We start from the raw sequence: 20,898 nt of genomic DNA, 5'->3' as shown, positions 1-20,898 counted from the left end.
GTGCATCGTCAGGGCGTGGCGTTGCGGGACGGCGCTCCGGCGGCGCGCGCCGCCATGTAGCCCGACAGGGCATCGGCGACCTGTCGCGGCGACAGGTCCGACGACAGGATGCGCGCGGCCGCGTCATGCTGGCCGCCCATCGCCAGCACCGCCGCCAGGTCGTGCCGTAGCTTGGCGCCCGCGCCGGCATCGTCCGCGAAGGGGCGCACCAGGCGTTCGGCGGCGCCGGCATTGCCGCTCATCGCCAGGGACAGCGCCAGGTTGACCTGCGCGCCGATCATCTGCGGGTTTGCCGCCAGGGCCCGGCGATAGGCCGCCTGGGCATCGTCATGGCGGCGCAGCAGGTCGCGCGCCACGCCCATATCGTTCCATGCGGCGGCGTTGCCCGGGTCCCGGTCGATCGCGGACTGGAACTGCCGTTCGGCCTCGGCCGGATAGGTCGCCAGCAGGCACCGGCCCAGCCCCAGATGGGCGGCGGCGAGGTCAGGGCGGCGATGCAGGGCGGCACGATAGCTCCATTCGGCCTGTTCCAGCCGCCCCAGCGCGGTCAGCGCGTCGCCCTGGATCAGGGAGGCCGCCGCATCCGTCGGGTCGTCGGCCAGGCGGGCGGTGGCGGCGCGCAGGGCGATCTGCGGCGCGCCGCCGCGCAGCGCCGCCCGCGCGACGTCGAGGGAGGCGCCCTCGCCCCGATCCTGTCCGCCGCCGGCACAGGCGGAAAGGAGCCCGGCCATGAGCGCCATGACAGCCCATTTCGTATTCATGACCCGTTTCACGAAGGATTTCCCATCCACGGACTCACCGGCCCTGATGGTGAAGCACATGCATCACCTGAATTCCGGCGGGGCCGCCGGCGATGAGGAACACGCAGGGCATGATGAACAGCACGGTCGGCAGGGTCAGAAGTACGCCGAGCCGCGCGGCCCCGGCCTCGTAGCGGGTCAGGATATCCTGGCGCAACTCGGCCGCCAGCCCGCGCAACGCATCGGTGAGCGGGGTGCCGTATTGCTGCGTCTGGAGCAGGGTGGCCGACAGTCGCCTCAGCCCGTCGATCCCGGTGCGGGTGCCCAGATTGGCCAGCACCTGGCCCGTATCGGCGGTCACGGCCAGTTCGCCGGCCGTCACGGCGAATTCGCCGGCGATCGCGGGACAGGCATCCTGCAATTCGATGCCGACCTGCGCGATCGCCGGCCCCAGCCCGATACCGGCCTGGGTGCAGATCACCATCACGTCCAGCGCGTCGGGCAGGCCGCGCTCGACCTGCCGCAGGTAGCGGCGGCGCCGCGCCCGCAGGATCGTGTCCGGCAGCAGCAGGCCGCCGATCGCGGCGGCGGCCACGAACGCCCGGTGGAGCAGCGGCGGCATGCCGCCCCCCACCCGGGAGAGGAGGAGCGCCATCAGCAGCGGCGACAGCGTCGCCAGCAGGATCTTGAGCCCGATGAGCAGGCCGATGGCGCCGGCGCCCCGCACGCCCGTCGCGGCCAGCGAGGCGCGCAGTTCGTCCAGCGTGCCGGCGGACAGCAGGCCCCGCTGGACGATCCATTGCCCCATCGCCGCGATCAAGCGCAGCGACGACCGGCCCAGTTCCCTGACGCCGGCCACGGCGGGGCGTGCCGCCGGGCGCCCGCGCAGGTCGCGCAGTCGTCGCCCGATCCGCCGCTGCCGCCGCGCGTGCGCGCCCAGCAGCGCGGCAGCCAGCAGCGTGGCGCCGGTCGCGACGCAGAGCGCGGGGCGCAGGCCGGTCATGTCAGCGTCCGGCGGATGATCGCGCGCATTGTGACGACACCCATCGCCAGCGATCCGGCGGCGAGGGACAGGATCGCGTGCCCCGCCGGGTCGGAAAACAGCAGGCGGATATAGGACCGGTTCGTCAGCCACAGCAGCAGGCCCAGCACGGCCGGCAGCACGGCCAGCACGGCGGCGCTGGCCCGTGCCTCCGACGCCAGGGCATAGCCGCGGGCCTTCAGGGCCAGGCGTTTGCGAATGACATCGGCCAGCCCTTCCAGCGTCGCGCGCGGCGACGCGCCGGTCTGGGCCTGCAATGCCAGGGCGGTGGCGAAGAACCGATATTCCGGCAGGCCCGACCGGGCGGCCATCTCGCGCAGGCATTCGTCGAGCGGCACGCCGATGGAAAATTGATGCAGCATGCGGGACATTTCCGGCCCAGTCGGCTCCGGCGCCTCGCGCGCCGCGCCGCGCATCGCCTCCAGCACCGGAATGCCGACACTGACGGCACGGACGATCGCCGCCAGTATGTCGGGGAACTGCCGTAACTGCCGCGCCTGCCGCCGTTCGGTCATCCAGCCGAAGGCGGCGCGGCACAGCAGGACGCCGCCGGCGATCGAAAGCGGAATGGAAACAATGCCCGGAATGTCGGTCGTCACGGTCAGGAAGGCGCCCGCCGCGACGGCCGCGACGGCCGGCACGATCCACCAGGGAACGGGGTACAGATCCGCCCGCGCCAGATCGGCGCCCAGCAGCCCCAGCGCCCGCACGGCCAGCGGACGGCGCTCGCGACGCCGCGGCCTGAATGCCGACAGTTCGGTCGCCCGGGCCGGGCGGCCGGCGCGCGCCACCGCCGCCACCCGTGCGTCGCGCCTGCGGTCGCGCGCCCGCGATCGCAGGGCCAGCAGCACGCAGGCCATCATGGCCGCGAGCCACAGGCCCCACGGAAGCCACGGCAGCGCCGCGGGAAGCCCGCCCATCAGCATGCCTCGCCGGCCTGTTCGAGCGCCGCCTGCCAGTCATGCTCCAGGCCCGAATAGAGCAGCCGCCGCAGAAAGGCCGGCGGCCCGCGATTGACCCGATAGCGGCCCGCCAGGCGGCCATCTTCCTCCCCGCCCTGGATCTCGAAGCGGAAAATGTCGTTCAGGGTCACGATATCGCCGTCCAGCCCGCAGATTTCGGTGACCTGGACGATGCGCCGGCCGCCGTCGCGGTGGCGTTCCATCTGGATGACCAGGTCGACGGCGCCGACGATCTGGGCGCGGATCGCGCGTGGGGGCAGGCCCATATTGCCCATCTGCACCATGTTCTCGATCCGCGTCAGCGCGTCGCGGGCGGTGTTGGCGTGGACCGTCGACATGCTGCCGTCATGGCCGGTATTCATCGCCTGCAACATGTCGAAGGCCTCCTGCCCCCGGCATTCGCCGATGATGATGCGGTCGGGGCGCATGCGCAGCGCGTTGCGCATCAGGTCCCGCTGGGTGACTTCCCCGCCGCCTTCCAGGTTGGCCGGCCGGGTTTCCAGGCGCACCACATGCGGCTGCTGCAAGCGCAGTTCGGCGGCGTCCTCGATCGTGACCACCCGCTCGCCGGCATCGATCATGCGCGACAGGGCGTTCAGCAGCGTCGTCTTGCCCGCGCCCGTGCCGCCGGAGACGAGGATGTTGAGCCGCGCCCGGGCAGCGAGCCGCAGGACGCGCGCGACCGGCGCGCTCAACGAGCCCAGTGCGATCAGCCGATCGAAATCGATGATCGCGCCGCCGAATTTCCGGATCGTCAGGTAGGGACCATTCAGCGCCAGCGGCGGGAAGACGATATTGACGCGCGAGCCGTCGCGCAGTCGCGCGTCGACCATCGGGCTGGATTCATCGACCCGCCGCCCGACGGCGGAGGCGATCCTCTGGCAGACCGCCGCCAGGTGGGCGGCGTCGCGGAAGCGCACTCCCGACGCGACCAGCCGGCCTCCGGTCTCGACGAAGACCTGGTCGGGCCCGTTCACCATGATTTCGCTGATCGCCTCGTTGTCGAGCAGCGGCTCCAGCGGCCCCAGCCCGAGCATGTCGAAGACCAGGCCCTCGGCCAGCGCCCGCTGCTCGCGGCTGTTCAACTGGATGCGCCGCTCGGTCGCGATCTCGGCGACCAGGCGCTCCATATCCGTCAGAAGCCGCTCCGGCGCCATGACGGCGACGGCCGCCGGATCCAGCCGGTCGAGACAGATCGCGCGCAGGTCGGCAAGAATCGGCGGCGGCACGCCAGGCTCGGGCGATGCGTCCTGGCGTGGAAACGTCCGCGCGCGGTCGGCCCGCGCAACCGGACCCGGCGCGGGCGGCGGGGCGCCGCCGACCGCGCGGCGGCCGAAGGCGGGCGGGCGAAATCCCGTCATCGCCGGCCCCGCGACAGCAGGCGGCGCCCCAGCCCGCCGGCCGCCCCCCTTCCGGGCGCCACCGACATGCCGGCCCCGCCATCGAGCATGCCCACCCCATCGACCTGGCGTGCCAGTTCGAGCATCGCATCGCGAAACGGACCGCGCGTGGCCACCGCCGCCTCGCCCAGCGTTTCGGCCGTTCCGACCTGGCGCGGCAGGTCGGGAATGCTGAGATCGACATGGCTTTTCAGGGCGTCCTCCACCTGGCGACGGTTGAGCGCGCCCGGCCGGCCCGTGCGGTTCAGGACCAGGACCGGCCGCTGTTTCTGCATGGGGCCGGGCGGCAGCGCCAGCAGGCGCAGCGTCTCGCGCACCGAGGCCAGGGTCGGCTCCAGGACCAGTACCCGCTGATGCACCTCCATCAGCAGGTCGCGGCCGAACCGGTTGGGGACGAACGGCACGTCCGCCACCACGACGTTGTAGCGATGCCGCAGCACGCCCAGCAATGCGCCCGTCGCGCCGGGCGCGCAGGCGACGTCGGCCATGAAATCGAGGCGGCCCGCCAGCACGTGCAGTCTCTCGGCCACCGGGACGGCCGCGCGCTCGACCAGCAGGACGTCGATCCGCTCCGGCGCTTCCAGCGCCTGGCACAAGCCCGTCCCGGCCTCCACGTCCAGCAGCAGGGCGGTCATGCCCCGATAGAGGTCGGCATCCAGCAGCGCCGTATGGCGATGCATCGCCACGCCGAACAGCCACGCCAGATTGGTCGCGATGGTCGAGGCACCCACCCCGCCCCGGGCGCCGGTCACCGTCACGCATCGTCCGCCGGTGTCGCGCTCGGGACTCTGCCCCACCAGCACGGGACCGAATTCACGCGCGATCTTCTCGCGCGTCAGCGGGCGCGGCAGATATTCCAGCACGCCCAGGCCGCGCGTGACCTCGCGGTAGAAATCCGCGCTGTCCAGGCTGCCAACCAGCAGCACCGACAGGTCGGGCTCGACGACATGGGCCAGTTCGCGCAGGGCGCTGATCGGCTGCTTTTCGTCCCCGATATCCACGATGAGGATTCGCGGCGTCGGTTGCCGGCGCAGTACGGCGGTGGCGGTGCGGACGGAACCGCGGCGCAGGTCGATCGGGGGGCCGACGAAGGTGCCAAGACCCTCGCGAATGAGCGCCTCGGTCGCCGCGTCGCCGACGAAGCCCATCAGGAACGGCCTGTCATGCCGGCCCGCGCTGTCCATCCCGCCCGTCATCGCTCAATATCCGTACGCGGCGGCGGACGCGCCGCCATTGCCGCCGATGGCGGACCCCGATCCCATGACCCCGGTGGTGATTCCGCTGGTGACCGGCAGCCGCTTCGGCTTGTCCTGCCGGATCCGGTCGATGGCCAGGACGGGTGCCTCCGCGTCCGTTCCTTGCGCCGACTGGCCGTGCGCCAGATCGCGCGGGTCGGCCACCATCGCCGCCAGGTTCGCCTGGTTGGCACCGGAGGGATGCCATGCATCGGGCCTGCGATAAGGGTCCAGCACGGCGCAGCCGGCAAGAAGGGCGAGGACACAGGAAAGCGCGATGCGCCGGGACTGTCTCATGCCGCGCTCCTTCATTCGACGAAGAAACCCGCGCTGCCGGGAACGGGGACGGGTCGGGCGGGCTGCGTGGGCGCGACCTGCCGCAGCATCAGCAGGCGGTCCAGTTCGCCGGGGATGCCCGCCAGGTCGGTCGGGGCCGCCATGCGGGCGCGGTCGGCGACCGGCCGCACCAGGTAGGGCGTGACCAGGATGACCAGTTCGGTCTCCTGTCTGTTGAAATGGCCGGACCGGAACAGCGAACCCAGCACCGGGATGTCGCCGGCGCCGGGAATCGCCCTGGTCGAATCGGTCAGCGAATCCTCCATCAGACCGGCGATGGCGAAGGTTTCGCCGCTGCCCAGTTCCACCGTCGTTTCCGCCCGCCGGACCGTCAGCGCGGGAATGACGGACGTGGCGCCCGAGGCGGTGACCGAGACGCTGTTCTGGTTGCTCAACTGGCTGACCTCGGGCACCACGTGCAGGTTGATCCGCCCGTTGCTGAAGACCGTCGGCAGGAATGTCAGGCTGACCCCGTAGCTCTTGAAAGCGACCGAGATCGCGCCGGCCTGCTGCGCCAGGGGGATGGGATACTGGCCGCCGACCTGGAAGCTGGCGCTTTGCCCGCTCATCACCGTCAGGTTCGGCTCGGCCAGCAGGCGTACCAGATTGTCCTGGGCCAGCGCGTCGACCACGCCATTGACGTTGCTGCCCAGGCAGAACGGATTGCGCGTCGCGACGCACGCGGCGGTGCTGGCGTTCATGTTCAGGGTCAGCGCGGGGAAGCTGCCGAATTTTCCCATATTGCCGACCGCCTGCCAGTCGATGCCCAGTTGGCGCACCACGTTGCGGTCCATCTCGGCGATCCGCACGGCCAGCGTGACCTGGGTGGCCGAACGGATGGCGATCCGGTCGGTGACCCCCTGGCCGCCGGTCAGGAAGCCCCGCGCGATGTCCTCGGCCTTCGCCGCGTCCTCGGGGGCCTCGACCGTGCCGGTCAGGACCAGATTGTGCAGATCGGCCTGGATGCGGACCTGGCTGCCGGGCACCTGGCGCGCGATTTCGGCCTCGGCCCGCGAGGCGCCGTAGCGCGACGGCGCCACGTCGACCGTGAACTGCGCGATCGTCCGGCCATCGGCGTCGCTCGCCATCACCGTCGTCCGGCCGGCCGCCACGCCGTACAGCGCGATGCTGGTGCCGCTGGCGGGACGAACCCGCACGATCCCGGGATCGACGACGAAGATCCGGGCCGCGGGAACGGGCAGGCTTTCCATCCGCCCTCTGCCGGCCTCCAGGGTGAGCCCGTGGACGGCTTCGTCCTGGGCCAGGGGCCGTGCCGCCGGCAGGGCGCACAGGACGCCGGCCGCGAGCAATCGCATGGCGAGCCGGGCCCGTGCCCCGTCGCGCGCGATCAAAACCGCACCTCCTGCCCTTCCGCGCTGCCCTGGTAGACCGTGACCGAACGGGCGGAGGGGGCCGCGACCATGCCGTCGCGCACGATCCGCGAGACATCGCCCGCCCAGGCGGCGCCCGGCGCCGGTTCGGGTTCGTCATCCGAACGGGCGGAACGCACCACCAGCGACAGCCGCCCCATGCGGGTGGCCACGGACACCTGTTCGGCCTGAAGCGCGGTCAGTTCCAGCGTGGCCGTCCGCGCCGCGGGCTCCTTCGCGGCATCATCGCCCTGGACCAGGCGGCGGTCGATGGCGATGACCCGCACGTTCGACAGGACCGTCTCGGCCGCCACGCGGCGTTCGGGCCTCGGCTCGGCCGGAAAGAGCTGGGTCAGGATCAGGTCCACATGGTCGCCGGGCCAGATCAGGCCCGCCGTGCCCGTGATCGTATCGACGCCGATGGTGACGGCCCGCATGCCGCCATGGAGCGCGACGGCCAGGAAACCCCGGTCGCCCGGCCGCAGCAGGTCGCCGGCGCGCAGGATCGCGCCTGGGCTGACGGCGTGCAGCATCATCGCGCCCGCCAGCGCCTCGGGCGACGCCGCGATGGCATCGGGCCCTTCCCGCCCCCGGGGCACGGCGATCGTCGTCATGTCCGCCGGTTTCAGCAGATATCCGCCACCCAGCGCGCGGGAGGCGGCCACGACCTGGACCATGATCGCTTTCCGGGCCGGCGGACCGGCCGCCGGGGGGTGGATCGCGATCCAGGCCGCGGTTCCGAATCCCCCCAGCCCGATCGCCAAAAGAACGAAGACAATAAAACGAAACATCACGTGGCCCCGGTTACAGGAGAGCGACCAGGCTTCCTCCCGCTATGGCGCAGACATAGGGAAGCGGGCATCCGCGATGCAGCCGCCAGCGCTCGACCCGCAGGACGCGCCCGACAGCGGTGCGCGGCGTCGCCACGCCGTGAGGTGGCGGCAGGCTGGCCCGCCCCAGCAGATAGAGCAGCGCCAGCACGCCGCCAGCCAGCGCGATGTCCACGACCAGCGCGGGGACCTGCCCGGGCCGCAGCGCCACGCCGACCGCCCCCAGCAGCTTGGCGTCGCCACCCCCCATCCAGCCACGCGACCAGCAGGTTACCCCCAGGGCGAACAGGCCGAGGCCGGACAGCAGCCCGCGCCAGGGATAACCGCCCAGCCAGGCCAGCATTCCGTCCAGCAGCGCGACACCCAGCACCAGCCGGTCGGAGACCTGCCGGGTCGCGATATCATGCAGCGCGGCCCGGAGCAGAAGAACCGCCACGGCACCCATGCAGGCCGGCACCAGCGGCCACCGGGCCGTGTCGGCGAGCACATGGGCCATCACCCGCGCGACCGGCCTGCGAGACACGGGCCGAAGCCGGGCATGATCAGCCGGCTCCGGAACTCGGCGACGTCGTGCCGTCGGAACCGCCATTGCCCGTGGTGTTCGTCGGAAGCTTGCTTGCCACGCTGCCGAACGTGCCGTTGAGGGACGAGCCCAGGGTCGTCAGGCCGGTAATGGCCACCACGGCGACCAGTGCCGCGATCAGCCCGTATTCCAGCATCGTCACGCCGCGACGATCGCGCGTCAGGGTCACAATTTCCCGCGGGAAACGCATGATATTCGCCCTCTCTTATATTCTTTGAGAGCCTACAAATCCGCTGAACAGACTCGATACCAATTGCATCTGGGATGTTCGGAGCCTGAGACGGGCTGGCTTTTCCTTCGACTTCTTAAGTCAATATTAACACTTTACCGATCGGCGGCATGCGTGTCCAGACGCCGCCCATAGAAAAGCGCCCCATGCCGGACAAGGCTTTCAGGCAGGCGGCTCGGCATCCAGCAGGGACGCGACGGTTCGGGCGGTTACCGTCGCTTCATCATACCGGTTCCGGGCGCGTTGCCGCCCGGCCTCGCCCATCTGGTACCGCAGGGTCGTATCGCGGACCAGGCGCAGCAGGGCGCGGGCCAGCGGCGCGACCTCGCCAGGCGGGACCAGCAGGCCGGTGCGGCCGGTCACGACCTGTTCGCGCGGGCCGCGAATGTCGGTCGCCACGACCGGCAGGCCGGTCAGCATCGCCTCGATCACCGACATCGGCAGGCCTTCGAAATGACTGGGCAGGACGAAGATATCCGCCGCCGCCATCAGGGCCGGAATGTCCCGACGATAGCCGAGGCGGCGCAGACGTCCGCCAAGCGCGTGCTCCGCGCGGGCGAAATTCTCGTCCAGCGAGGGGCCGTGATCCGAGGCCAGGCGCTCGCCCACCACCCATAATTCCGCCCCGGGCACCTCTTCCATGGCTTCCAGCAGTTCCGGGTAGCCCTTGTGGCGTACCAGGCGCGACACCGCGATGATCACGACCCTGTCGGGGGGCACGCCCAGTTCGGCCCGGATCCGGCCGCGCGCCTCGGCGTCGGGATGAAAGCTGGCCGGATCGCGGCCGTTGCCCAGAGCGATCGGATTGGGGTGGATGCCCAGGCGCCGCGCATCCTCGGCCTCCTGCGTGGAGACGGTGAAATACCGGTCGGTCATCCGGCCGGCCATCCATTCCAGCGCCAGCGACAGGCCGCGCCTGGGAATCACGCCGGGCTGGTTGAACAGGAAGCCGTGGCAGGTATAGGCCACGCATGGAACACCGCACACTTTGCCCGCCAGCCGCGACAGCAGGCCGCTGATCGGCATGTGCGCATGCACGATGTCCGGCCGCTCGCGCTGGATGAGCTGTATCAGAGCCGTCAGCGCCTGGGCCTGGGCCAGCGGCGAGAACGAGCGCGCCATCGGCACCGTCTCGACGCGAAACCCTTCCTCTCGCACCTCGGCCAGCAGCGGGCCGTCCGCGCAGGCGCCGATGACCTCGTGCCCCGCGTCCCGCAAGCCGCGCATCAGGGGGAGAATAAAGTGCCGTAGGGAAAAATCGACGTTGGTTACTTCAAGAATCTTCATCGTCGTTCGCGGGCCTTCCGTGCCGTGGGCCTCTCTTAGCACCACGTCGCGCCCTTGCGGAAGGAGCGGGGGGCGACCGCGCCCTATTCTTCCATCCGCATCAATCCCCAGCGGATGACCTGGCGCGTCCGTTCCGCGTTGCCGCTTCGCGCGGCGCGGGGATGCGGGGGCGGAGGCTCCGGCCTGTCGGTTTCGGGTTCCGGCTTATCGCCGTCCCTGTCCGGCGCGGCGGCTTCGGCGGGCGCGGGTTCCGCCGCCTCGGGCGCCGCGTCGTCGCCCGGGCGCACATGGATGACGATCTGGCGCGTGCGCTCGGGCTTTCCGCTGCCGCAATAGATGCTTTCCTCGACCGCCAGGGTGCCGCCTTCGGCGCGGAATTTCCAGATGCGTCCTCCCACGTCCAGGACGACGATCTGTCCTTCCGCGTCCCATTCCGCCCCGACCGTGGGGTGCAGGTGAAAACGCAGATCGAAGGATTGCGACCGTTCGCCCTCGACGATTTCCTCGCCGCGCAGGTCCTCGCCCCCGTCCCCCAGATAGAGCCGGCGCCGCCAGGAGGCACCGAACGCCGCGTGATAGCCGTCATGCGACAGGTCGAGCCAATGGGCCCCGTCCTGGCCCATCTGCTCCGCCGTCACATGCGCGGGACGACGCTGGATCGCGCCGTCGGGCCCGATATCGGAGGACGACCGGCCTTCCAGCACCAGCAGCGAGTGCGCGGCGCTTTCCCGCAGCGCGCGCTGCCAGGCCGCCGTCTGCCCGCCGCCGCAATTGACGATCACCCGCTGGCGGGCCACCGAGAATTCGAACGACAGCGTGCCCGCATGGGCCTGGGAATCGAAGCCGGGCGGCGGGGGGGGAGCCGCATCGACCAGCAGCAGGGACCGCCCGACCTGCAACCGGATAAAGCCCCCGTCGGGCATGGCGGTCGCCACCACCCGCGAGCGGGTGGATTGCGCCAGGACCATCTCGATCGTCGCCACGGTGCCGGCATTGCCGCCGTTGAACAGCGCCAGCCCCCCGTCGCCATGGCGCATGGCCCGCAGCACCGGGCTCATCCGGTCGAGCGCCAGCGCCAGCGAATCCGGCAGCGGCACCTGGGCCGCGTTCAGCATCGCCCGCATCTCGGCCAGTTCGCGCAGCGCCAGAAGCTGGATTTCGGGACTGCGCTGGATATGGCAGCCATCCTGGAGGATCTGCCGCCCCAGTTCGGCATCGAGATAGCGCATGAACCGCGACAGGAAGCCGCTATGGTCCGGCATCGCGATCGCGGCGGCCAGCAGGCCCTTGAAGGCGATCAGTGCCCGCCAGTCATGCGTCTCGGGCGGCAGCAGGGCCGCGATCGTCCGCCCCTCGGCCAGCAGCCGCTGCATCAGGCGGTGGCGAAACCCGTCATCGGCCGAGGCGGCGAAGAAATCGTAATGGCCCAGCCACGCGGCCAGCCGGGCGCCGGTGACCGCGCAGTCGCGCATCATCGGGTCGGTCGGCGGGTGGGCCAGCCAGTCATTGACCAGCGCGCGGGCCTGGAGCCGCGCCGCGTCGGTGCCCACCGCGCGCAGGTCCCGCAGCCAGGTGAAGCCGTGCAGACAGGCGCGAAACGACTCGGGATAGGACGGGTCCTCCCACCGGCCGGGGCCGATGCGCCGCGTGACCCCGCGATGGGTCAGGCTGCCGAGCGCCAGTTGCGCCCCCGCGACCGGGTCGCCCGGCCACAGGTCGCGCACGGTGTGGACCGGCGCCGCCGGCACCCGCCCGAGCCCCGCCAGCGACGGCAGGCGGGCCAGCGAAAGGCGCGCGTCCTGGCTCCAGCGTCGCAGGACCATCAGGCCCCTCTCATTTCATGAGGCTGGTCCGTCCCCATCATGCATGACGGTGCGCCCTGGATCATTCGGGCCGTCGGGCCGCCCCGCGCAGGGCGGCGATGGCCCGCTCGTAGTCCGGCTGGCCGTAGACCGAGGTTCCCGCCACCAGCATGTCGGCCCCGGCGGCGGTCGCCAGGGCGGCGGTCTCGACATCGACGCCGCCATCGACGCCGATGCGGATGTCGCGGCCCGTCGCGTCCGCCATCCGCCGCAGCGTGCGGATCTTTTCCAGTTGGCTGGTCAGGAATTTCTGGCCGCCGAAGCCCGGGTTGACGGTCATGACCAGGATCACGTCCACCAGGTCCAGCACCTCCTCCACCGCCTGCGGCGGGGTCGCGGGGCACAGGGCGATGCCCGGCTTCACGCCCAGCGCGCGGATCTGCTGCAAGGTCCGGTGGGTATGGGGGCCGGCTTCGACATGCACATGGATGTGATCGGCCCCGGCCTGGGCGAACATTTCCAGATAGGGATCGACCGGCGTCATCATCAGATGCACGTCGAACGCCAGCCCCGATTGCGGGCGCAGCGCCTTGATCAGTTGCGCGCCGAAGGACAGGTTCGGCACGAAATGGCCGTCCATCACGTCGAGATGCAGCCAGTCGGCCCCGGCCCGCTCGACGGCGATGACTTCCTCCGCCATGCGGGAAAAATCGGCCGAGAGGACGCTGGGTGCGATGAGGGGGGGGAAATGAGTGGGCATGGCGCCAGTGTAACAGGAAAGCACGGGCGGCATGCAAGCAGTTGCATGCCGCCCGCCACGGCCGATCACGGGAAGGTCAGATGCGGCGGAAGCGCGCGGCGAAGAATCCGTCCATCCCGCCGCTATCCGCCCACAGCGCCGGATGGGTGCGCAGCCAGCCCTCCGGGGTCAGGGCCTCGGGCAGCATGGCCAGTTCCTCGGCCGAGAACGGATCGGGCTCCAGCCCCATCGCGCGCGCGGCGCGGGCGCGTTCCGGCCCTTCCTCGGGCTGGAGCGAGCAGACGGCATAGACCAGCCGGCCGCCCGGACGCAGCATGTCGCGCGCGGCCGCCAGCAGCCGGTCCTGCCCCTCGGTCAGGGCCAGCAGGTCGCGCGGGCGCTTGATCCACAGCACGTCGGGGTGGCGCCGCGCGGTGCCCGTCGCCGAGCAGGGCGCGTCCAGCAGCACGCCGTCCAGGGGCGCGTCGGGCCGCCAGGCGGTGGCGTCGCCCAGCACGGTCGTCACCCGGTCCGTCAGGCCGAGGCGCGCCAGATTCTCGTTCAACCGCGCCATGCGGGCGGGCTCGCGCTCGACGGCGGTGACGTCGGCCCCGGCGAAGGCCAGTTGCGCCGTCTTGCCGCCCGGCGCCGCGCACAGGTCGGCGATCCGCTCGCCGGGCCGCGCCGCCAGCAGGCGGGCGGGCAGCGAGGCCGCCGCGTCCTGCACCCAGAACGTGCCCTCGGCGTAACCCGGCAGGTCCGCCACCCGGGTCCCGGCCGGCAGGCGTGCCGTGCCGGTGGGCAGCGGGTCGGCGCCGGGCGGGTATTCGGCGCCGGGACGCAATGTCAGGTCCAGCGGGGCCTCGCGCCCCAGGGCCCCGGCGATCGGGCGCGCCAGGTCGCCCCACGCCCCCCACAGCCAGGGCGGCACATCCAGCCGATCCTGGTCCAGCCCGTCCAGCGCGCCGGCGCCGGCCTGCGCGATGCGGCGCAGCACGGCGTTCACCAGCCCCGCGAACGGCGTCAGGCCGCGCCGGCGGGCCAGGGAGACCGCCGTGCCGACCGCCGCGTGGGCGGGCGTGTCCAGGAACAGGATCTGCGCCACGCCGATCAGCAGCACCGTACGCACCGGCAGCGGCGGCTCCTTCTTCAGGAACGGTTCCAGCACCATGCCGGCGGTGCCCATATGGCGCAGCACGGTCGCGGCCAGCCGGTGCGCGGCGGCACGGTCGCGCGCGTCCGCGCCGCGCGCCGCCGGCGACTGGTCCAGGCTGTTTTCCAGCATGCGGCGATGTTCCAGGACGCCCTGCACGATATCGAAGGCGATATCCCGCGTCGGATCCGCCCCCGCCCCGCGCTGTCTCCGCCCGTCTGGTGCGCCCTGAATCATGGTGCGTCCGCTCCTCCCGTCCTGGTTCCTATGCCGCGTGCTGATGGCATGCCAGCCTTTGCGCCGCCACCCCCACATTTTCGGCCAGGCGCCGAGAGGCCCCTTGACCGGGGGGCGTGCCCGGCCAACCGTAACGCCATGACGACGATGTTCCCCGCCGGTAACCCGGCCTGCCCGCCCCCGATCGCCGCCGCCCTGGCCGGCATCCGGCGGCGCATCGCGGCGGCGGCCCGCCGCGCCGGCCGCGCGCCCGACGCGGTCACGCTGGTCGCGGTCTCGAAATTCCATCCCCAGTCCAGCGTGCTGGACGCGCTGCGGGCCGGCCAGACCGTGTTCGGCGAAAATCGCGTACAGGAGGCGGCGGAGAAATTTCCCGCCCTGCGCGGCGACTGGCCCGCCCTGCGCCTGCATGTCATCGGCGGCCTGCAAACGAACAAGGCGCTGGAGGCGGTGCGGATCGCCGACATGATCGAAAGCCTGGACCGCCCGGCACTGGCCGACGCGCTGGCCCGCGCCGCCGATCGCGCCGGGCGCCTGCCGGATCTGCTGGTGCAGGTGAATACCGGCGACGAATCGCAGAAATCCGGCGTTCCGCGCGCGCTGGCCGACGCGTTCATCGACTCATGCCGCCAGCGTTTCGGCGATGCCGTGCGCGGGCTGATGTGCATCCCACCCGCCGAGGCGGACCCGGTGCCGCATTTCCGCTACCTGGCGGAGCTGGGGCGGACGCACGGCCTGGCGCTGCTGTCGATGGGCATGTCGGCGGATTTCGAGGCCGCGATCGCGGCCGGCGCCACCCATGTCCGCGTGGGCAGCGCGATCTTCGGCCATCGACCTGCCGGCCCACCGAATGGCGCCATCCCGCCCGCTTGCCTTGCTGCCCCCGAATCATGACGCTATGCCGGAAGACAACGCGGCCGGCGCGCCGTTGCCTGCCAACAGTCTTCGGAGACGTCCCGCATGACGCCTGACCCGGTCGACCTGCCTGCCGGATCGACGCCGCCCGCCCACGCGGCCGCCGAAACCGGCGGCCACTCGGAAACGACGTCCAAGATTACCGAATTCGGTGCCGACCAGTACGAACACGCGGCCGGTCCGGTCGGGTTCGCGGCCCTGCTGGCGGTCCTGGGCGTGGTCTTCGGCGATATCGGCACCAGCCCGCTCTACGCCCTGCGCTCCACCATCCTCGTCGTCTCGCAGCATCACCGGATCAATGCCTGGGAGGTCATGGGGGTCGAAAGCCTGATCCTCTGGTCGCTGATCCTGATCGTGACCGTGAAATACGTGCTGCTGATCATGCGCGCCGACCATAACGGCGAAGGCGGGATCATCTCGCTGATGGCGCTGGCGCAGAAAGTGTCACAGGATACCCGGCTGAAACTGGTCATGGGCATGGCGGGCATCGCCGGCGCCTGCCTGTTCTTCGGCGACGGGCTGATCACGCCCGCGATTTCGGTCCTGTCGGCCGTCGAGGGGCTGGAGGTCAGCTTTCCCGCCGCGCGCGAATTGATCATTCCCATCGCGATCGTCGTGCTGATCGGGCTGTTCAGCGTGCAATCCTACGGCACCGGCAAGGTCGGCACGATCTTCGGGCCGGTCATGGTGGTCTGGTTCAGCATGCTCGGCATTCTCGGGCTGCTGGCGATCCTGCGCCATCCGCATATCCTGCTGGCGGTTTCGCCGATCTATGCCGTGCAGTTCATCATCTTTCACGGCTGGCTGTCCTTCATCGCGCTGGGCTCGGTCGTGCTGTCGGTCACCGGGGCGGAAGCGCTGTATGCCGATATGGGCCATTTCGGGCGCCAGCCGATCCGCTATGCGTGGCTGTTCTGCGTGCTGCCGTGCCTGGCGCTGAACTATATGGGCCAGGGCGCGCTGATCATTTCGGACCCGTCGGCGATCAGCAACCCGTTCTTCCTGCTCGGGCCACACTGGATGCAGATCCCGATGATCGTCCTGTCGACGATGGCGACCGTCATCGCCAGCCAGGCCGGGATCTCGGGCGGGTTCTCGCTGTGCCGCCAGTTGATCCAGCTTGGCTACCTGCCGCGCATGCGCATCACCCACACCAACAAGGACGAGGAAGGGCAGATCTACCTGCCCGAATTCAACCGCTTCCTGATGGTCGGCGCGCTGCTGCTGGTGGTGTCCTTCCGCAGTTCCGACGCCCTGGCCTCGGCCTATGGCATCGCCGTGACCGGCACCTTCATGTGTACCTGCGCCCTGGCGATGGTGGTGTTCCGCCGCCAGTATCACTGGTCGAAGACCGCCTCGGTTGCGACGTTCGGCGGCTTCTTCGTCATGGACAGCGTCTTCTTCGCATCGAACGCGCTCAAGATTCCGCAGGGCGGCTGGGTGCCCGTGCTGCTGGGCACCGCGCTGACCCTGATGATGACGACCTGGAAGCGTGGCCGCAGCCTGATCATGGCCCGGCAGAAGCTGGACAGCCTGCCCGTCAATTCCTTCCTGGCGCGCCTGCCGCAATCGCGCACGATCCGCGTGCCCGGCATGGCCGTCTTCATGACCGCCACGCCGGATTTCGTGCCGACCTGCCTGCTGCACAACCTGAAGCATAACAAGGTGCTGCACGAGCATGTGCTGTTCGTCACCGTCCAGACCCTGGACCAGCCGGAGGCCACGCGCGGCCACCGTGTCGCCTTGCAGCAACTGGCCCCCAACATCTATCGCGTGATCCTGCGCTACGGCTTCATGGAGACGCCGAACCTGCCCCGCGCCCTGGAGGAACTGAAGGCCAACGGGGTCGAGTTCGACGCCATGCAGGCCTCGTATTTCACCAGCCGCGAATTGCTGGTCCGCTCCTCGGTGCCCAAGATGTCGCGCTGGCGGATGTCGCTGTTCCTGCTGATGGCGCGCAATGCCATCCCGGCCACCGAATTCTTCCGCATTCCGCCGGACCGGGTGGTGGAACTGGGCGTGCGGCTTGCCATCTGACGCCCCGGCTCCCGACCCGATTCCCCTGGCACTCTACGTCCATTGGCCGTTCTGCCTGGCCAAATGTCCGTACTGCGATTTCAACAGCCATGTCCGCGACGCCATTCCCCAGGCGCGGTTCGCCGCCGCCCTGCGGCGCGAACTGGCGCACGAGGCCGACCGGCTGACGGCCCATGGCCCGCGTCGGCTGGGCTCGATCTTCTTCGGCGGGGGCACGCCGTCGCTGATGGCGCCGGAGACGGTGGCCGCGCTGATCGCCGACGCGCGCGCCATGTTCGCCGCCGTGCCCGATCTGGAAATCACGCTGGAAGCCAACCCCACCAGTGTCGAGATCGGGCGGTTGCGCGCCTTTCGCGATGCCGGGGTCAACCGGGTGTCGCTGGGGATCCAGAGCCTGGACGACGATGCGCTGCGCCTGCTGGGGCGGCAGCATTCCGCCGGGCAGGCGATCGCGGCGCTGGAGAGCGCGCGCGCGTTGTTCGGGCGGATCTCGTTCGACCTGATCTATGCGCGGCCGGGCCAGTCGCCCGCCGCGTGGCGGGCCGAACTGGACCGGGCGCTGGGCCTGGTGTCGGACCATCTGTCGCTGTACCAGTTGACCATCGAGCCCGGCACCCGTTTCGAGGGGCTGCATCGCCAGGGGCTGCTCGCGCTGCCCGACGACGAATCGGCGGCGCGGATGTATGAGGACACAGCCTGCGTCGCCGCCGGCCACGGGCTGGATGCGTACGAGGTGTCGAACTATGCCCGGCCGGGGGCGGAAAGCCGCCATAACCTGACCTACTGGCGCTATGGCGACTATCTGGGAATCGGCCCCGGCGCGCATGGGCGGATGACGCTGGCGGACGGGCTGCACGCCACCCGCCGCCACCGTGCCCCCGAGCCCTGGGCCGAACGGGTGGAGCGGACGGGCAGCGGCCTGATGCAGGACGAACGGCTGAGCGCGCGCGACCGTGCCCGCGAGATGCTGCTGATGGGCCTGCGCCTGACCGAGGGCGTGCCCGAGGCGCGATTCGCGCGGCGCACCGGGATGGCGATGCCCGAGGCGATCGATCCGGTGATTCTGGCGGCGGCGCTGGAAGAAGGGTATCTTGTCCGCGACGAGACGACGGACGGGGCCGTCCTGCGCGCCACGGCATCGGGCCGCCTCCGGCTGGAGGCCCTGCTCGGCGCCATGGTGCTGTAGGCCGCCGGACGCTCGGCCCCATTCAGACAGGACCCGGCATGGCTTTCCCTTTCTCCCGCACCAGGACTCCCCGCCCCCTCCTGCCCGCCGTGCTGCGGGCGCTCGCGCTGGGGGTCGGCCTGCTGGCCGCCGCCCCGCCGGTGGCCGAGGCGGCCGAACCGCGCCTGGTGATCGAGGACAATGATTTCCTCGGGCCGGGCGGCTCCGACCAGCAATCGATCATCCCGCTGCTGTTCAACCCCGCCGTCAGGGTGCTGGGCTTTACCGTCGCGACCGGCGACGGCTGGGAAAACCAGGAATCCGCCCATCTGCGCCGCTTCCTGGAGATTATCGGCCGGACCGACGTGCCGGTGGCCGACGGCGCCGTCTATCCGCTGATCAACAGCGTGCCCGTGATGCGCCTGCGCGAAAAGCAGTTCGGCACCATCCCGTGGAAGGGCGCCTGGGGCGGGCTCGGGTCGATGGACAAGGTGCCCGCCGAACAGCCGCCGCTGCCGCCGATGAAGGACGGCGCGCCGACCATGAAACCGGCGGCGGAATGCGCCGCCCTGTTCCTGATCCGCCAGGTCCATGCCCATCCGCACCAGGTGACCATCGTCGAGGCCGGGCCGATGACCAACCTGGCGCTGGCGATCCGGATCGACCCGACCTTCGCCGCCACGGCGAAGGAACTGATCTTCATGGGCGGGCTGCTGGACACCAGCATGCGCTCGCTGACCGGCAACGTCGATTTCGCCTCGGATTTCAACATGATCTTCGACCCCGAGGCGGCGCATATCGCGCTGACCGCGCCGTGGCCGTCGATTACCGTCGTCGGCAACGTGTCCAACGACCTGATGATGACGCGCGACTACCTGAAGCGCATCCGGCAGAAGCGCACGCCGATGACCGATTATATCGGCACCTATTACGACCCGCTGCCGATGTGGGACGAGATGGCGACCGCGATCGCCGCCGATCCGACCCTGATCACCGCCTCGCTGGAGGCCTATATGGACATCGACATCGCCAACGGGCCGCATTACGGCCATGTCGTGGTCTGGCCCGATTCCACCGCGCCCACCGGGACGGGGATCCGCAAGGTGCGGATCGTGCAGTCGATCGACGCCCCGCGCTTTCTGGACACATTCCTGCGCGAGGCGCAAAGCGACGTGCATCCCGTGGGACGTCCCTGATCCATGCTGCATCTGGTCAAGCTCGCGGTCGGAATCGCGTCGGTCGAGGAATTGGCGCACCGGCAGCGCACCATGGCGGAGGGCGCCGGGGACGGGCTGGACGGGACGCAGCCATCCGGCCGCCCCTGGTTGCGGACCCGCATGTTCCCGCGCCGGGCGGCGGAGATCGTGGATGGCGGCTCGCTCTACCGGGTCATCGGCGGGCTGATCCTGTGCCGCCAGCGGGTGGTCGAGATCCGCCCCGACACGCGCGAGGACGGGGTGGCCTGCGCGCTGGTGGTGCTGGCGCCCGAGATCGTCGCGGTTTCGCCGCGCCCGATGCGGCCGTTCCAGGGCTGGCGCTATCTGTCGCCCGCCGACGCGCCGGCCGACCTGGCGGCCGGTGGCGGCGAGAGCGGGATGCTGCCCGAGGCGCTGCGGCGGGACCTGGCCGGGCTATGCCTGATCTAGCGTCCGGCCGTCGGCGCGGCCGCCAGGCCGCCCTGATCGGGCTGGCCCTGATCGGGGTCGCCTCGCTGGCGGCATGCGGCGGCACGCCCGGCTCGCGCTATTCCCGCTATTACGCCCGGAACGGCGCCTATCGCGCGCCCGGGCCGCCCGGGGACCCGTGGCGGCCCTATATCGCCGATGCCTCGACCCGCTTCTCGGTCCCGCAGGAATGGGTGCGTGCGGTGATCCAGCAGGAATCGGGCGGCCATGAATATCTGGACGGCCAGCCGATCACGTCCTCGGCCGGGGCGATGGGGCTGATGCAACTGATGCCGCAGACCTATGCCGACATGCAGGCGCAGAACGGGCTGGGGCCGGACCCGTACGAGCCGCACGACAATATCCTGGCCGGCACCGCCTATATCCGGCTGATGTATGACCGCTACGGCGCGCCGGGCTTTCTCGCGGCCTATAATGCCGGCCCGCAGCGGCTGGACGATTATCTTCAGACCGGGCGGCAATTGCCGAACGAGACGATCAACTACCTGGCCTCGGTCACGCCGCATCTGGGCACGGCGGTCGCCCTCAGCGGCCCGCTGGCCGCCTATGGCAGCGACAGCCAGATGGTGTCGGCCACGCCGGCCAGCCTGCCGGTGGCCATGGCATCGGCCGCCCCCGCCGCGCAGCCGGTCGTCGTCACTCCCACCATCGCCGACCCGACTGGCGGCCAGCCGGTGCAGTACGCCGCCTATGTGCCGCGCGGGGCCCCCGCCGGACAATGCGCGCATGATCCCGATGCGGCCTACGATCCCGACGCACCGTGCCAGCCGCTGGCGCCCCCCATGCCGGCGCCGCTGCCGCCACCCGCGCCGGTCGCCGCCGTGCCAGCCGCAGCCATGCCTGTTGCCGCGCGCCCGCCCCTGGCCGGTGGCGCGGCGTCGGGCGTGAATTACGGCCAGTGGGCGATCCAGGTCGGCGCCTTTACCTCGGAAGGGCAGGCCCGTTTCGCCAACACCATGGCGCGCCAGGCGGCCTTCGACGCCCTGAACGGCGCGCGCAGCATCGTGCAGCCCGTGCCCGCGTTCAACGGGCGTTCGCTTTATCGCGCCCGGCTGGCGGGCCTGGCTCGCGCCAGTGCCGCCAGCGCCTGTTCGTCGATGCATCGGCAGGGGCTGGACTGCATGATCGTGCGTCCGGGCCAATAGGCACGT

At 70.8% G+C, this 20,898-nt stretch carries 20 protein-coding genes; 6 read left to right on the top strand and 14 right to left on the bottom strand.

Annotation, left to right across the window (positions count from 1 at the left end; genetic code table 11):
- Positions 1-8: 8 nt before the first annotated feature.
- The 14 genes from HLH48_RS11770 to HLH48_RS11705 form a co-directional block, all read right to left on the bottom strand.
- Positions 9-761, bottom strand: a complete 753-nt coding sequence (locus tag HLH48_RS11770) for a tetratricopeptide repeat protein (protein ID WP_182997706.1) — start codon at positions 759-761, stop codon at positions 9-11.
- Between the two features lie 34 nt (positions 762-795).
- Positions 796-1,743 (bottom strand): type II secretion system F family protein, encoded by a 948-nt coding sequence (locus tag HLH48_RS11765; RefSeq protein ID WP_182997705.1) that lies wholly within the window; start codon positions 1,741-1,743, stop codon positions 796-798.
- Positions 1,740-2,702 (bottom strand): type II secretion system F family protein, encoded by a 963-nt coding sequence (locus HLH48_RS11760; RefSeq protein WP_182997704.1) that lies wholly within the window; start codon positions 2,700-2,702, stop codon positions 1,740-1,742. The genes HLH48_RS11765 and HLH48_RS11760 overlap by 4 nt, the downstream gene beginning before the upstream one ends.
- Positions 2,702-4,105 carry a CpaF family protein gene (locus HLH48_RS11755; RefSeq protein ID WP_182997703.1) on the bottom strand — a complete coding sequence of 468 codons (1,404 nt, stop codon included), beginning with the start codon at positions 4,103-4,105 and terminating at the stop codon, positions 2,702-2,704. Before HLH48_RS11755 ends, HLH48_RS11760 begins: the two co-directional genes overlap by 1 nt.
- Positions 4,102-5,340, bottom strand: a complete 1,239-nt coding sequence (locus HLH48_RS11750) for an AAA family ATPase (RefSeq protein ID WP_182997702.1) — start codon at positions 5,338-5,340, stop codon at positions 4,102-4,104. Before HLH48_RS11750 ends, HLH48_RS11755 begins: the two co-directional genes overlap by 4 nt.
- A gap of 3 nt (positions 5,341-5,343) precedes the next feature.
- Positions 5,344-5,676 carry a CpaD family pilus assembly lipoprotein gene (locus HLH48_RS11745; protein WP_182997701.1) on the bottom strand — a complete coding sequence of 111 codons (333 nt, stop codon included), beginning with the start codon at positions 5,674-5,676 and terminating at the stop codon, positions 5,344-5,346.
- Between the two features lie 11 nt (positions 5,677-5,687).
- A complete protein-coding gene (locus HLH48_RS11740; RefSeq protein WP_182997700.1) occupies positions 5,688-7,067 on the bottom strand; it encodes a type II and III secretion system protein family protein in 1,380 nt (459 codons plus the stop codon).
- Complete coding sequence (cpaB, locus tag HLH48_RS11735) at positions 7,064-7,876, bottom strand: Flp pilus assembly protein CpaB (protein WP_182997699.1); 813 nt, start codon at positions 7,874-7,876, stop codon at positions 7,064-7,066. Before cpaB ends, HLH48_RS11740 begins: the two co-directional genes overlap by 4 nt.
- A gap of 13 nt (positions 7,877-7,889) precedes the next feature.
- Positions 7,890-8,438: an A24 family peptidase gene (locus HLH48_RS11730; protein WP_182997698.1), complete on the bottom strand. Its 549-nt coding sequence runs from the start codon at positions 8,436-8,438 to the stop codon at positions 7,890-7,892.
- A gap of 19 nt (positions 8,439-8,457) precedes the next feature.
- Complete coding sequence (locus HLH48_RS11725; protein ID WP_182997697.1) at positions 8,458-8,688, bottom strand: Flp family type IVb pilin; 231 nt, start codon at positions 8,686-8,688, stop codon at positions 8,458-8,460.
- 201 nt (positions 8,689-8,889) lie between these two features.
- A complete protein-coding gene (locus HLH48_RS11720; protein ID WP_182997696.1) occupies positions 8,890-10,014 on the bottom strand; it encodes a glycosyltransferase family 4 protein in 1,125 nt (374 codons plus the stop codon).
- Positions 10,015-10,097: 83 nt separating this feature from the next.
- Positions 10,098-11,837, bottom strand: a complete 1,740-nt coding sequence (locus HLH48_RS11715; RefSeq protein ID WP_182997695.1) for a heparinase II/III family protein — start codon at positions 11,835-11,837, stop codon at positions 10,098-10,100.
- A 61-nt stretch (positions 11,838-11,898) separates the two neighbouring features.
- Positions 11,899-12,576 (bottom strand): ribulose-phosphate 3-epimerase, encoded by a 678-nt coding sequence (rpe, locus tag HLH48_RS11710; RefSeq protein WP_182997694.1) that lies wholly within the window; start codon positions 12,574-12,576, stop codon positions 11,899-11,901.
- Positions 12,577-12,652: 76 nt separating this feature from the next.
- Positions 12,653-13,945: an RsmB/NOP family class I SAM-dependent RNA methyltransferase gene (locus HLH48_RS11705; protein WP_182997693.1), complete on the bottom strand. Its 1,293-nt coding sequence runs from the start codon at positions 13,943-13,945 to the stop codon at positions 12,653-12,655.
- A gap of 138 nt (positions 13,946-14,083) precedes the next feature.
- Here HLH48_RS11705 and HLH48_RS11700 point away from each other — a divergent pair, with 138 nt between their 5' ends.
- The 6 genes from HLH48_RS11700 to HLH48_RS11675 all read left to right on the top strand — a co-directional run bounded on the left by HLH48_RS11700 (position 14,084) and on the right by HLH48_RS11675 (position 20,892).
- Positions 14,084-14,839 (top strand): YggS family pyridoxal phosphate-dependent enzyme, encoded by a 756-nt coding sequence (locus tag HLH48_RS11700; protein ID WP_182997692.1) that lies wholly within the window; start codon positions 14,084-14,086, stop codon positions 14,837-14,839.
- A gap of 66 nt (positions 14,840-14,905) precedes the next feature.
- Positions 14,906-16,897 (top strand): potassium transporter Kup, encoded by a 1,992-nt coding sequence (locus HLH48_RS11695; protein ID WP_182997691.1) that lies wholly within the window; start codon positions 14,906-14,908, stop codon positions 16,895-16,897.
- A complete protein-coding gene (gene hemW, locus HLH48_RS11690; RefSeq protein WP_246387268.1) occupies positions 16,887-18,083 on the top strand; it encodes a radical SAM family heme chaperone HemW in 1,197 nt (398 codons plus the stop codon). The genes HLH48_RS11695 and hemW overlap by 11 nt, the downstream gene beginning before the upstream one ends.
- A 38-nt stretch (positions 18,084-18,121) precedes the next feature.
- Positions 18,122-19,258, top strand: a complete 1,137-nt coding sequence (locus tag HLH48_RS11685; RefSeq protein ID WP_182997689.1) for a nucleoside hydrolase — start codon at positions 18,122-18,124, stop codon at positions 19,256-19,258.
- Between the two features lie 3 nt (positions 19,259-19,261).
- Complete coding sequence (locus HLH48_RS11680; RefSeq protein WP_182997688.1) at positions 19,262-19,708, top strand: DUF1489 family protein; 447 nt, start codon at positions 19,262-19,264, stop codon at positions 19,706-19,708.
- Positions 19,696-20,892: a lytic transglycosylase domain-containing protein gene (locus HLH48_RS11675; protein WP_182997687.1), complete on the top strand. Its 1,197-nt coding sequence runs from the start codon at positions 19,696-19,698 to the stop codon at positions 20,890-20,892. Before HLH48_RS11680 ends, HLH48_RS11675 begins: the two co-directional genes overlap by 13 nt.
- Positions 20,893-20,898: the final 6 nt, after the last annotated feature.

The organism is Gluconacetobacter sacchari (assembly GCF_014174255.1).
In the GTDB taxonomy this organism is placed as follows: domain Bacteria; phylum Pseudomonadota; class Alphaproteobacteria; order Acetobacterales; family Acetobacteraceae; genus Gluconacetobacter; species Gluconacetobacter sacchari.
This window is presented reverse-complemented; position numbering and strand designations above follow the sequence as displayed.

What these genes read in the sequence shown, in the direction of transcription:
- HLH48_RS11760 (WP_182997704.1), bottom strand. Translation starts at nt 2,702, where the DNA reads ATGGGCGGGCTTCCCGCGGCGCTGCCGTGGCTTCCGTGGGGCCTGTGG.
- rpe (WP_182997694.1), bottom strand. Translation starts at nt 12,576, where the DNA reads ATGCCCACTCATTTCCCCCCCCTCATCGCACCCAGCGTCCTCTCGGCC.
- HLH48_RS11705 (WP_182997693.1), bottom strand. Translation starts at nt 13,945, where the DNA reads ATGATTCAGGGCGCACCAGACGGGCGGAGACAGCGCGGGGCGGGGGCG.
- HLH48_RS11755 (WP_182997703.1), bottom strand. Translation starts at nt 4,105, where the DNA reads ATGACGGGATTTCGCCCGCCCGCCTTCGGCCGCCGCGCGGTCGGCGGC.
- HLH48_RS11725 (WP_182997697.1), bottom strand. Translation starts at nt 8,688, where the DNA reads ATGCGTTTCCCGCGGGAAATTGTGACCCTGACGCGCGATCGTCGCGGC.
- HLH48_RS11695 (WP_182997691.1), top strand. Translation starts at nt 14,906, where the DNA reads ATGACGCCTGACCCGGTCGACCTGCCTGCCGGATCGACGCCGCCCGCC.
- HLH48_RS11685 (WP_182997689.1), top strand. Translation starts at nt 18,122, where the DNA reads ATGGCTTTCCCTTTCTCCCGCACCAGGACTCCCCGCCCCCTCCTGCCC.
- HLH48_RS11750 (WP_182997702.1), bottom strand. Translation starts at nt 5,340, where the DNA reads ATGACGGGCGGGATGGACAGCGCGGGCCGGCATGACAGGCCGTTCCTG.
- cpaB (WP_182997699.1), bottom strand. Translation starts at nt 7,876, where the DNA reads ATGTTTCGTTTTATTGTCTTCGTTCTTTTGGCGATCGGGCTGGGGGGA.
- HLH48_RS11715 (WP_182997695.1), bottom strand. Translation starts at nt 11,837, where the DNA reads ATGGTCCTGCGACGCTGGAGCCAGGACGCGCGCCTTTCGCTGGCCCGC.
- HLH48_RS11680 (WP_182997688.1), top strand. Translation starts at nt 19,262, where the DNA reads ATGCTGCATCTGGTCAAGCTCGCGGTCGGAATCGCGTCGGTCGAGGAA.
- HLH48_RS11765 (WP_182997705.1), bottom strand. Translation starts at nt 1,743, where the DNA reads ATGACCGGCCTGCGCCCCGCGCTCTGCGTCGCGACCGGCGCCACGCTG.
- HLH48_RS11745 (WP_182997701.1), bottom strand. Translation starts at nt 5,676, where the DNA reads ATGAGACAGTCCCGGCGCATCGCGCTTTCCTGTGTCCTCGCCCTTCTT.
- HLH48_RS11720 (WP_182997696.1), bottom strand. Translation starts at nt 10,014, where the DNA reads ATGAAGATTCTTGAAGTAACCAACGTCGATTTTTCCCTACGGCACTTT.
- HLH48_RS11675 (WP_182997687.1), top strand. Translation starts at nt 19,696, where the DNA reads ATGCCTGATCTAGCGTCCGGCCGTCGGCGCGGCCGCCAGGCCGCCCTG.
- HLH48_RS11700 (WP_182997692.1), top strand. Translation starts at nt 14,084, where the DNA reads ATGACGACGATGTTCCCCGCCGGTAACCCGGCCTGCCCGCCCCCGATC.
- HLH48_RS11770 (WP_182997706.1), bottom strand. Translation starts at nt 761, where the DNA reads ATGAATACGAAATGGGCTGTCATGGCGCTCATGGCCGGGCTCCTTTCC.